The 12,395-nt window shown below is 41.2% G+C and carries 10 protein-coding genes; 9 read left to right on the plus strand and 1 reads right to left on the minus strand.

The annotated features are described in order from the left end of the window. Positions 1–28: 28 nt before the first annotated feature. From murG to lpxC, 7 genes are all read left to right on the plus strand, one after another. Complete coding sequence (gene murG, locus F985_RS20765; RefSeq protein ID WP_004704922.1) at positions 29–1,126, plus strand: undecaprenyldiphospho-muramoylpentapeptide beta-N-acetylglucosaminyltransferase; 1,098 nt, start codon at positions 29–31, stop codon at positions 1,124–1,126. A gap of 11 nt (positions 1,127–1,137) precedes the next feature. Beyond that, positions 1,138–2,586: a UDP-N-acetylmuramate--L-alanine ligase gene (murC, locus tag F985_RS20770; RefSeq protein ID WP_004704924.1), complete on the plus strand. Its 1,449-nt coding sequence runs from the start codon at positions 1,138–1,140 to the stop codon at positions 2,584–2,586. A 38-nt stretch (positions 2,587–2,624) separates the two neighbouring features. Next, positions 2,625–3,551 (plus strand): D-alanine--D-alanine ligase, encoded by a 927-nt coding sequence (locus F985_RS20775; protein ID WP_004704925.1) that lies wholly within the window; start codon positions 2,625–2,627, stop codon positions 3,549–3,551. A 2-nt stretch (positions 3,552–3,553) separates the two neighbouring features. After that, positions 3,554–4,408: a cell division protein FtsQ/DivIB gene (locus F985_RS20780; RefSeq protein WP_004704927.1), complete on the plus strand. Its 855-nt coding sequence runs from the start codon at positions 3,554–3,556 to the stop codon at positions 4,406–4,408. 60 nt (positions 4,409–4,468) lie between these two features. Beyond that, a complete protein-coding gene (ftsA, locus tag F985_RS20785) occupies positions 4,469–5,731 on the plus strand; it encodes a cell division protein FtsA (RefSeq protein ID WP_004704928.1) in 1,263 nt (420 codons plus the stop codon). Between the two features lie 164 nt (positions 5,732–5,895). Next, complete coding sequence (ftsZ, locus tag F985_RS20790; protein WP_004704930.1) at positions 5,896–7,071, plus strand: cell division protein FtsZ; 1,176 nt, start codon at positions 5,896–5,898, stop codon at positions 7,069–7,071. Between the two features lie 110 nt (positions 7,072–7,181). After that, complete coding sequence (gene lpxC / locus F985_RS20795) at positions 7,182–8,084, plus strand: UDP-3-O-acyl-N-acetylglucosamine deacetylase (RefSeq protein WP_004704931.1); 903 nt, start codon at positions 7,182–7,184, stop codon at positions 8,082–8,084. A gap of 97 nt (positions 8,085–8,181) precedes the next feature. Here lpxC and F985_RS20800 read toward each other — a convergent pair whose 3' ends face one another. Continuing rightward, positions 8,182–8,625, minus strand: coding sequence for a DciA family protein (locus tag F985_RS20800; protein ID WP_004704934.1), 444 nt, complete (start codon positions 8,623–8,625; stop codon positions 8,182–8,184). Between the two features lie 107 nt (positions 8,626–8,732). Between F985_RS20800 and F985_RS20805 the strand changes: the two genes are divergently transcribed. Beyond that, a complete protein-coding gene (locus tag F985_RS20805; protein WP_004704936.1) occupies positions 8,733–9,425 on the plus strand; it encodes a M23 family metallopeptidase in 693 nt (230 codons plus the stop codon). A gap of 250 nt (positions 9,426–9,675) precedes the next feature. Further along, positions 9,676–12,393, plus strand: coding sequence for a pyruvate dehydrogenase (acetyl-transferring), homodimeric type (aceE, locus tag F985_RS20810; protein ID WP_004704938.1), 2,718 nt, complete (start codon positions 9,676–9,678; stop codon positions 12,391–12,393). Positions 12,394–12,395 lie beyond the last annotated feature (2 nt).

Genomic DNA, 12,395 nt, shown 5'->3' on the forward strand with positions numbered 1-12,395 from the left:
ATTGTTTTTTGAGTTGAAGAATTAGACCGTGACAGATTCACAGCAAAGCAAACCTAAACATGTCATGATGATGGCTGCCGGTACTGGTGGACATGTTTTTCCAGCCCTCGCCGTAGCCAAACAACTTCAACAACAAGGTTGTCAGGTTTCATGGCTAGCCACGCCAACAGGTATGGAAAATCGATTATTAAAAGATCAAAATATTCCAATATATCAAATTGATATTCAAGGTGTGCGCGGAAACGGAGTCATCCGTAAACTCGCCTCGCCTTTTAAAATTTTAAAAGCAACTTTTAGCGCTATGCGTTATATGAAACAGCTCAAAGTTGACGCAGTCGCTGGCTTTGGTGGCTATGTTGCAGGACCGGGTGGTCTGGCTGCTCGTTTATTAGGTATTCCTGTTCTCATTCATGAGCAAAATGCAGTTGCCGGTTTTACCAATGCGCAGTTATCACGTGTAGCTAAAGTGGTGTGCGAAGCATTTCCTAATACTTTTCCTGCTGGTGGCAAAGTCGTGACCACAGGAAACCCTGTGCGCCGTGAAATAACAGATATTTTAAGCCCAAAATGGCGCTACGATGAGCGTGAACAAGCGGGTAAACCGTTAAATATTTTAATTGTAGGTGGCTCTTTAGGTGCCAAAGCACTCAATGAACGTTTACCCCCAGCTTTAAAGCAACTACAGGTTCCACTGAATATTTTTCATCAGTGTGGTCAGCAACAAGTTGAAGCAACACAAGCATTGTACGCAGATGCGCCTGCAAATTTAACTGTACATGTTTTGCCATTTATTGAAGACATGGCGAAGGCATATAGCGAAGCAGACCTGATTATTTGCCGTGCTGGCGCTTTAACTGTGACAGAAGTTGCAACCGCTGGTGTTGCAGCAGTTTTTGTACCGTTACCTATCGCGGTAGATGACCACCAAACTGCAAATGCCAAATTTCTGGCCGATGTCGGTGCTGCAAAAATTTGCCAGCAATCGACCATGACACCAGAAGTTTTAAATCAATTGTTTACTACGTTGATGAACCGCCAATTACTTACAGAAATGGCAGTGAAAGCGCGTCAACATGCCCAACCAAATGCAACTCAGCATGTGGTTGATCTTATTCAAAAAATGTAATCGGATTTACTATGTCTCCAACAACAGCTGCAAACCAAGCAAAAAAATTGATTAAAGTGCCTGAAATGCGCCGTATCAAACACATTCATTTTGTGGGTATTGGCGGAGCAGGTATGTGTGGTATTGCTGAGGTGTTAGCTAACCAAGGATATAAAATTTCCGGTTCAGATATTAAAGCTTCTAAAACTACACAACAATTAGAAGAAAATGGCATTAAGGTCTATATCGGACACGAAGCAGAAAATATTAAAAACGCTAATGTGCTTGTCGTTTCAACTGCTATTGATCCGGAAAATCCGGAAATTAAAGCTGCAATTGAACAACGTACTCCGATTGTACGTCGTGCAGAAATGCTCGGTGAACTGATGCGTTACCGTCATGGTATTGCGGTAGCAGGTACACATGGTAAAACCACAACAACAAGTTTGTTAACCACAATGTTGGCTGAAGAAAACCTTGATCCAACTTATGTGATTGGTGGTTTGCTTAATAGTACTGGTGTAAATGCAGCGCTTGGTGAAAGTCGTTTTATTGTTGCAGAAGCTGACGAATCAGATGCCTCATTCCTTTATTTACAGCCAATGGCAGCGATTGTAACCAATATCGATGCTGACCATATGGATACCTATGAAGGTAGCTTTGATAAGTTAAAAGATACTTTTGTGCAGTTCCTACATAATTTACCGTTCTATGGTTTAGCGGTAGTTTGCGGTGATGATGCGAACATTCGTGAGATTTTGCCACGCGTAGGCCGTCCGGTTATTACGTATGGTTTTAATGAAGATAATGACATCCGTGCGATTGATGTAGAGCAAGATGGCATGCGTTCGCATTTTACGGTATTGCGTAAAGGACGTGAGCCACTTCGTTTAACGATCAATCAACCGGGCATGCATAATGTTTTAAATGCTTTGGCTGCAATTGGTGTTGCAACTGATGAAGGTGTTTCAGACGAAGCGATTAGTCGTGCATTAAAAGGCTTTAGTGGTGTTGGGCGTCGCTTCCAAGTGCAAGGTGAATTTGAGCTTGGTGAGGGTAATGTAAAATTAGTCGATGACTATGGACATCATCCTAAAGAAGTAGAAGCAACTATTAAAGCAGCTCGTCAGAGCCATCCAGATCGTCGTTTAGTGATGCTTTTCCAACCTCATCGTTATTCTCGTACACGTGATTGTTTTGACGACTTTATTGAAGTTTTATCTCAAGTCGACCAATTATTATTACTCGAAGTTTACCCTGCTGGTGAAAAACCAATTGTTGGTGCAGACAGCCGTACTTTAGCGCGTAGTATCCGCTTGCGTGGTCAGGTTGAACCGATTTTGATTGATCCCGTTGACGGTAATTTACAAAACATCATGCAAAATGTGTTACAACCAAATGACTTGTTATTAACGCAAGGTGCAGGTAACGTGGGAGCAATTTCAGTAGAACTTGCACAGCACCATTTGTATGTGAAATAAACAAAAAAGTATTGAATTATCGGGTTAAGGATTTAAACGTGTCAAATGCTACAAAATTCGGCAAAGTTGCTGTGTTGTTTGGTGGAAAATCGGCTGAGCGTGCTGTTTCTTTAGATAGTGGTCAGGCAGTTTTGGACGCTTTGTTAAGTTCAGGTGTTCAGGCTGAGGCATTTGATCCGCAAGACCGTAGTGTAACTGAACTTGTAAACTATGATCGCGCATTTATTGTATTGCATGGTCGTGGCGGTGAAGATGGTCAGATCCAAGGTGTGCTTGAGTGGTTGAATATTCCATATACAGGAACTGGTGTACAAGGTTCTGCCATTGGTATGGATAAAGTTAAAACCAAGCAAATCTGGCAAGGTAGTGATTTACCTACAGCACCATATCGAATTATTACCAAAGAAACTGACCTCGATTCAGTTATTGCGGAATTGGGTCTACCAGTCATTATTAAGCCTGTGCATGAAGGTTCAAGCGTAGGCATGAGTAAGGTTGAGAAAGCAGAAGATTTTGCGGCAGCAATTGAAAAAGCAACTCAGCACGATGCAGTAGTCATGGCAGAAAAATGGATCACTGGTCGTGAATTTACGATTTCATTTTTAAATGGTCAGCCTTTACCTGTTATTCGTTTGCAACCACCTGCAGATGTTGCTTTTTATGACTATGAAGCAAAATATCAACGTAATGATGTCGAGTATGGTATTCCTTGTGGTTTAAGTGATGCAGACGAGAAAAAATTACAAGCTTTAAGTTTGCGTGCTTTCCAAGCAGTAGGCGCAGAAGGTTGGGGTCGTATTGATGCAATGCAGGATGAGCAAGGTACTTTCTGGCTTTTAGAAGTGAACACTGTGCCAGGTATGACAAGTCATTCGCTTGTACCTAAGGCTGCTAAAGCAGTTGGTTATAGCTTTGAAGCGTTGTGTGTTGCAATTCTTGAGCAAACATTGGAAGGTACAGCTTAAATATGGCACAACTTCCGGCTTCCATGCGCCGTAAACGTGCGGCAATTACATCCATTCATGAAAAACCGCCTACGCGTAAGCAAAAGCTTGCCAATGCAGGCGGATGGATGTTGCTGGTTATTGCTTTTTTAGTGCTGGCAGTCGGAATTTACGGGCTATATAAGGTTATTACCGATGCAACTGTTGCAAAACTTGAAGTTGTGGGTTCAACGACTCCAGTTGAATCTCAGCAAGTAATGCAATATGTGCAGCCGATTGTAAAAGATAATTATTTTACGTCTGACTTAGAGCAGATTCGTGATAAAGCATTAGAAATTTCATGGGTAGGCCGAGTCGTTGTATCTCGTGCTTGGCCCAATGGTATTCGTGTTCGTATCATGCCTAAACATGCGATTGCCCGTTGGGGAACAGGCCGCTTATTAAGCGATGGTGGCGACGTATTTAGTGAGGCAGAACCGAAACTTCATCCTGAGCTGCCGCTGTTACATGGCCCGGTAAGCCAGTCTAAAATGATGATGCGACGCTATAATGAAATTAATCAGTTATTCCATCCTGTTAATTTGCGTTTAAAAGAGTTATATCTAACAGAACGAATGACTTGGTTTATGCAGTTTGATTCTGGTTTGCGCATTATTGTTGACCAAGACCAAACAATGAATAAATTGCAACGTTTAAGTCACTTGGCACAATCTGACCTAAAACCTGTGTGGACGAAAATCTCAGCCATTGATTTGCGATATCGTAATGGATTATCTATTCAATGGAAGAATGCAACTCCACCTAAAATTGTGAATGGTCAGTTTGTTGTAACGAGTGATGACACAAGCATTGCAGGTGGTACAAAAGCAAAGCCATAATACGTGGCTTTAAAATAGGCAATTTGCCTGGTATTAGACAACAAAGAAATGGTATGAGTGATGAGTGAAGCTGTTCCCTCAGTTGTTGCGATTGACATTGGGACGCATAAAGTTTCAGTTTTGATTGGAAAAATTCATGCACCGGATAACATTCAGGTTATCGGTATGGCAACTGCTCGCAATCGAGGCATGAACAAAGGAAAAATTGTAAGTCTCGATAAAGTCATTGCTGCGATTAAGAACGCCGTTTCTGAAGCGGAAAATATGGCTGAATGTCGCATTCATAGTGCGTGGGTATCTATTCCAAGTACCGAGCTGCAAAGTTTCTATGCTTCTGGACGCACGCCTGTTGCTAACCCCGCACATGTGATTACAACCAATGAAGTTGTACGTGCATTGGAGTTAGCAAAAGCAAGCCATGTGACCTCTGATTATTATTTAGCGAGTGCAGTCCCACTTGGGTTTGAGTTAGGTGACTCTGCTGAATGGGTTCAAAATCCAATTAATATGACTGCTCATAGCATGACTGGTCACTATCAACTCATGATGATGCCAATCGCTACTATGCAGAACCTTGATCGTGCCATGAAAGGTGCGAACATTGGTGTTGAAAAAATGGTAGTTTCTTGCTTGGCAACCGCTGAAGCAAGTTTGCTCAAAGATGAAAAAGAGTATGGTGTTTGTCTCGTTGATATTGGCGCAGGCATTACCAATTTAGCAGTTTATTTAGATGGTCGTTTAGCTTTAGCGCGTACATTACAGCGTGGTGGCGAACATGTGACACGTGATATTGCTGCTGTGTTACAAACAACGACCGACGAAGCTGAACGGATTAAAATTTTACACGGCTGCGTTGATCTAAGTGCTGTTAAACCTGATCATATGATTCAGGTACAGGGTATTGATGGTCCTCAAACCATTAGCCGAATTGAGTTGTCAGAAATTATTATTGCTCGTTACGAAGAGATTTTTGGTCAAATTCGTGAAGAACTAGAACAAAGCGGTGCAATCCATGGTCTGTATCATGGTGTTGTATTGACAGGTGATGCTTGCCAGATTGAGGGTATGGTAAGTTTAGCGCGTCGTATGTTGGGTGTGTCTGCTCATTTAGGTAATCCACCGTTACAGGTGTATGCTGATGATCAGCATCAAGCTGCGTTACGTCGATCAATGTATGCGACAGCAGCTGGTTTGCTTATGTTTAGCCAAAGCGAATTACAAGAAGCTGTTGAGGAACCTGAAGAGGGTAGTGACCGTTCGGTATGGGAACGAATGGTAAATGGTTGGAATGCGTTTAATAGCAAACTTAAAGCCATTTTTTAGGATGTATGGATTTATTGGTAGAATTGTTAGGAAGTTGTAAGAGAAAACCACTGTACTTGACAAGGTTTGTATTGCACAGCATTCTTAAAATTAGTTGTTTTTGAAAATCAAGGCAGTATACGGGCTGAAGTGACTGCCATAATGTATTAGGAACCCTAAAGGTCATGGCCTCATTTGAATTTATAGAAGATGAACTAAACGATGGCAACGGTCAAGCCCGTTTCACTGTATTTGGTGTAGGTGGTGGTGGCGGTAATGCCGTTCAGCACATGGTACAGTCTGATATTCAGGGTGTTAAATTCGTTTGTGCCAATACAGATAAACAAGCACTTGACTGTATGAATGCTCCTTTCAAAATTCAGTTAGGTGAGCAAAGTACACGTGGTCTAGGTGCAGGTGCTAACCCAGAAGTGGGGCAAGTTGCAGCAGAAGAAAGTCGTGAAATTATTCGTCAGCACCTTGAAGGGACTGACATGGTGTTTGTAACCGCCGGTATGGGTGGTGGTACAGGTACTGGTGCAGCTCCGGTTGTTGCTGAAGTTGCTAAAGAAATGGGGATTTTGACTGTTGGTGTGGTAACGACTCCATTTAACTTTGAAGGTCGTCGTCGTCAGAAGTCAGCTGAACGCGGTATCGAAGCGTTAGAAGCACATGTTGATTCATTGATTATTATTCCTAACCAGCGTTTGTTAAGCGTGTATGGTGATATTTCAATGAAAGATGCCTATAAAAAGGCAGATGATGTATTGTTAAACGCTGTACGCAGTATCTTTGATCTTGTTGTTAATCGCGGTCACATTAACCTTGACTTCGCCGATTTGAAAACTGCAATGAGTACTCGCGGTTACGCAATGATGGGTGCTGGTTTGGGTCGTGGTGAAGACCGTGCGCGTCAAGCTGCTGAACAGGCAATTCGTAGTCCATTACTTGATAACGTAAATATTATTAATGCCAAAGGCGTGTTAATTAACATTACGGGTGGTGATGACATCACGTTACGTGAAACAGAAATCATTACTGATGTGGTTAACCAAATTGTTGACCTTGATGAAGGCGAAATCTTCTACGGTACAGTATTTGATCCAGATGCGCGTGATGAATTACGTGTAACTGTGATTGCAACTGGTTTGACTCGTAATGCTGCTGATGCAGAACCGAGAAAGCGTAATACAGTAAGCCATACATCAACTCAATCTGCACAATCTGTAGATGAAGATGATGTTCCTGCAATTAATAAACGCCAAAATGCTGAAACTGATGTAAATAATGCGCCAAGTTCATCACCGCGTTCTTCGCCAATGAGTATTCAAGATTACTTGAAAAATCAGCAACGTAAGTAATTCAGTCTTTGATCTATTAAAAGGCAGTGTTTAAACACTGCCTTTTTTTATTTTTGATCAATGACTAAATATGCTAACGTATAGCGGTTTTAAAAAAGAAGTTACAAAGCATGGTGAAACAGCGTACTCTCAATCGTGTGGTAAAAGCGAGTGGAATAGGTCTTCATAGCGGTCAAAAAGTGATGATCAATTTCATTCCACATACCGTGGATGGAGGTATTGTATTTCGCCGCATCGATTTGAATCCACCTGTTGATATTCCTGCTAATGCATTGCTTATTCAAGAAGCATTTATGTGTTCGAACCTTGTTACCGGTGATATTAAAGTAGGTACAATTGAGCATGTAATGAGTGCGATTGCGGGTTTAGGAATTGATAATTTAATTGTAGAAGTGTCAGCATCCGAAGTCCCAATTATGGATGGCAGTGCTGGACCATTTATTTATCTATTAATGCAAGGTGGCTTGCGCGAGCAAAATGCCCCTAAAAAATTTATAAGAATATTAAAACCAGTTGAAGCTTTAATTGACGATAAAAAAGCAATTTTTCAACCACATAATGGTTTTCAGCTCAACTTTACCATTGATTTTGATCATCCTGCTTTTGCAAAAGAATACCAGTCTGCGACAATCGATTTTTCAACCGAAACGTTTGTGTATGAGGTTAGCGAAGCACGAACTTTTGGTTTTATGAAAGACTTGGATTACCTCAAAGCAAATAATTTGGCTTTAGGTGCAAGTCTGGATAATGCCATTGGTGTAGATGATACAGGGGTTGTGAACGAAGAAGGTTTACGATTTGCTGACGAATTTGTTCGACATAAAATTTTAGATGCAGTGGGTGATTTGTATTTACTTGGTCATCAAATTATTGCCAAGTTCGATGGCTATAAATCGGGACATGCTTTAAATAATCAGCTGTTACGCAATGTTCAAAGTGATCCGAGTAATTATGAAATTGTAACATTTAATGACGAGAATGAATGTCCAATTCCATATGTGAGTGTGACATAAGTCATTGTCTTTATTTGTCTATGTTATAATGTAACAATGGATAGTGTGATTTTTATCACAAAATAAGAACGATTCTAATTAAGAAATGGAAAGCTCATCATTTTTTATTGCTTGCCAAACGTAGTAAAGCTTGGCTAAGCTTAGGGTCGCTCACGAAGTCGGCGGCACTACGTAACATTTCTTGTGTTTCCGGGGGGATGGATTTAGAAGGCTCAGATGATGAGGGCGCTGTAGAAATAGTCTTATTTCTCAAGCGAACTTGAATTCTTTGTAAGTCTTTTAGTCCTTCAAGTTGAGATAATTTAGATATATATTGGCTCTGTAAATAGCTGAGTTGACTAATCATTGCCTGATTTTCACCAGTAATAATTAAAGTGCCATTTTGATAACACACGACCTGCCATTGTTCCGGTTGGGGCAATAAGGGTTGGATTATTTTCGTAAGTCTTTGCCATTGCGCGACTTGCGTTGTTAGAAACGTAAGGTTTCCTGTTTTTATGTGTTTTCCGGATTGTTGAAAAACGTTATCGGGTTTAGACATTGATCATTCTCGAATGGTTTCTTGTCTCCATCTTAAGCGTTCATTTCGACTGATATCAAGGAAGAGATCATAAGGAACTTGAGTAAGAACAGTTTCAAGAGGTTTTTATGCACACGCGTCGTATTTTATTAGCATTTTCACTAGCCGCTTCGGCAGCATCGGTTGCTTTTGCAGATTATCAAAATATTAACCAATCTACAGATTCAGATCGATTGGAACAGTTATCAAAAACATTATCTCAAGGTTCATATACGCATCCTGATGATTTAGATCTTCCGGCAAGTGCAAAAGTTTCAGTCACTTTACGCCCGAAAACAGTTGAGCTCAACAACGACTCACTGGCAAAAAAATATGGTAATACTACCGCTAAAAACTCTTTTAATACCTCTTCTTCAAATCCTTATTCTTGGTTAGTTTCTCATCCTCTTCCTGATAGCGTACGTGTTTCTTCTAACTTTGGTGGTCGTACCATGGGTGGTCGTGCAGAGCATCACGGTGGTTTAGATATGTCTGCGCCAAGTGGCACGCCAATCTATGCAACAGGTCCTGGTATTGTAACTAAATCAGGTTGGGGCACAGGTTATGGTCAGTATGTTGAAATCAACCATGGTAATGGTTATTTAACACGCTATGCACACGCTTCACGTTTAATGGTTCGTGTGGGCGATCAGGTTTCTGCTGGTGACCATATTGCAAATGTGGGTTGTACAGGTCGTTGTACTGGGCCACATTTACACTATGAAGTAGTAAAAGATGGTCAACGTAAGAATCCATCAACTTACTTAGCAATGTTGCCTTAAATCGTATTTGTTAAAATTTAGGATTATTAAATTTTTGAATCTAAAATGAGATAAAACCTTTCTTAACGCAATTATCGTATAAAAAAACGCCTATATTGGCGTTTTTTTGTTATTTTGAGTCATGCTCGGTCAATGACTATTCATTCAGAAAATAATAGGGCCCCCTCACATTCACCCGTGGCAATAACTTGAGAGGGGCAAAACGTGGTAAAAATACAAAGTAGATTAGAGAACAAGGAACAGGTGAATTATGGCGTTTTACGGTGACTCCGACGCACAAGAAACCCAAGAATGGCAAGATGCATTCGATTCAGTTTTACAACATATGGGAACTGAGCGAGCGGCATTCTTGTTGGAAAAACTTTACCAACAAGCAATTGCTAAGCATGTTCCAATTCAACGTCTCAATACACCTTACTTAAATACAATTTCTGTTGAAGAACAACCTGCAATGCCAGGCGACCAAGATATGGAACGCCGTATTCGTGCATTGATTCGTTGGAATGCCTTAGCAATGGTACTTCGTGCGAATAAAACAGGTGATGATTTAGGTGGTCACTTAGCGAGTTTCGCATCAAGTGCAACATTATATGACGTAGGTTTTAACCATTTCTTCCGCGCAAACAGCAATAGCTTTGGCGGAGATATGATTTATTACCAAGGACACTGTGCTCCTGGTATTTATGCACGTTCATTCCTTGAAGGACGTTTAACTGAAGAGCAGTTAAGTAATTTCCGCCGTGAAGTTGGCGGTAACGGTTTACCAAGCTATCCACACCCATATTTAATGCCGGACTATTGGCAATTCCCAACTGTATCAATGGGTCTTGGTCCAATCATGTCGATTTATCAAGCACACATTCAAAAATATTTGATGAACCGTGGCTTGATCAAAGAAGAAGATCGTAAAGTTTGGGCTTATCTTGGCGATGGTGAGATGGATGAGCCAGAAAGTACTGGTGCAATTTCACTCGCTGGCCGTGAAAAACTTGATAACCTCATTTGGGTTGTTAACTGTAACTTACAGCGTCTAGATGGTCCTGTACGTGGTAACGGTAAAATTATTCAAGAATTAGAATCTTTATTCCGTGGCGCAGGCTGGCGTGTCATTAAAGTAGTATGGGGTCGTCATTGGGATCCGCTACTTGCAAAAGACAGCACAGGCGCTTTAAAAGCGGTAATGGAAGAAACTGTTGATGGTGAATACCAACGCTACCAAGTAAAAGGTGGTGCATATACACGTGAGAAATTCTTTGGCAAGTACCCAGAAGCTGCGGAACTTGTAAAAGATTTAAGCGATGAAGACATCGATAATCTCAATCGTGGTGGTCATGACCCATACAAAGTTTTTGCTGCCTATGCAGAAGCAATGAAAGCTAAAGGTCAACCAACAGTTATTCTTGCAAAAACTGTTAAAGGTTATGGTTTATCTGAAGAAATTGAAGCGGTGAACAAAACTCACCAAATCAAGAAAATGCAGATCGACTCTTTGAAATATGTACGTGACCGTTTTAACCTTCCATTTACAGATGATAAATTAGAAGAGCTCCCATTCTACCGCCCAAGTGAAAACTCTCCAGAAATGAAGTACATGAAGGCGCGTCGTGAAGCATTAGGTGGTTACCTTCCTGCACGTCGTAAAGAGAGTGAAATTTTAGCGATTCCTGAATTGTCTGTATTTGATGCTGTATTAAACGGTTCAGGTGGTAAAGAACAATCTACTACGATGGTAATGGTTCGTTTAATTGCTGCTTTACTTAAAGAAAAAGCAATTAAAGACCGCGTAGTCCCAATCGTTCCAGACGAAGCACGTACTTTCGGTTTAGAAGGGATGTTCCGTCAGCTTGGTATTTATGCCGCTCATGGTCAAAAATATACTCCAGAAGACCAAGAACAGTTAATGCATTACCGTGAAGCAAGTGATGGTCACATGCTTCAAGAAGGTATTAACGAAGCTGGTGCAATGAGTGCATGGGCTGCGTTGGCAACAAGTTATTCAACGAATAACTTGCCAATGATTCCAATGTACATGTACTACTCAATGTTTGGTTTCCAACGTATTGGTGACATTGCATGGGCAGCTGGTGATGCACAAGCTCAAGGTTTCTTGTTAGGTGCAACTGCTGGTCGTACCACATTGAATGGTGAAGGTTTACAGCACCAAGATGGTCATTCACATATCTTGGCAAACACGATTCCAAACTGCGTATCTTATGATCCATGTTTTGGTTATGAGTTAGCTGTAATCGTTCATGACGGTTTACAGCGTATGTATGTGAACCAAGAGCGTGTGTTCTATTACCTCACTGTAATGAACGAGAACTACGAGCATCCTGCAATGCCTGAAGGCGCTGAGGAAGGTATTAAGCGTGGTATGTACTTATTCGAAAAAGACGAAAAAGCAACTGTCCAATTACTTGGTTCAGGTGTAATTCTTCGTGAAGTGATCAAAGCTGCGAAAATCTTACGTGATGAATACCAAATCCACTCAAACGTTTGGAGTGTAACAAGCTTCAATGAGTTATCACGTGATGGTATGGCATGTGAAGAATACAACCGCTTACACCCACTTGCTGAAGAAGTGAAAGAATCTTGGGTATCTAAGCAATTACGTGGTACAGAAGGTATTGTAGTTTCTGCTACAGACCATATGCGTGCGTACAGCGAACAAATCCGTGCTTATCTGCCAGATGGTCGTCCATTTGTTGCATTAGGTACAGATGGTTATGGTCGTTCAGATACGCGTGCGAACTTACGTAGTTTCTTTGGTGTTGATGCTGCACATATCGTTGTTGCTACTTTGAAAAAATTAGCCGACGAAGGTGAAGTAGATGCACGTTTAGTGAAAGATGCAATTTCTAACTTTGAGTTAGATACTGACCGTCCGGTTGCATGGGCTCCACAAGCACATCCGGAAGTTCAGCCAGTTGCTGAATACAATGAAACGCAAACAGGTGAGGGGAACTAAGC

The organism is Acinetobacter seifertii (assembly GCF_000368065.1).
Classification (GTDB): domain Bacteria; phylum Pseudomonadota; class Gammaproteobacteria; order Pseudomonadales; family Moraxellaceae; genus Acinetobacter; species Acinetobacter seifertii.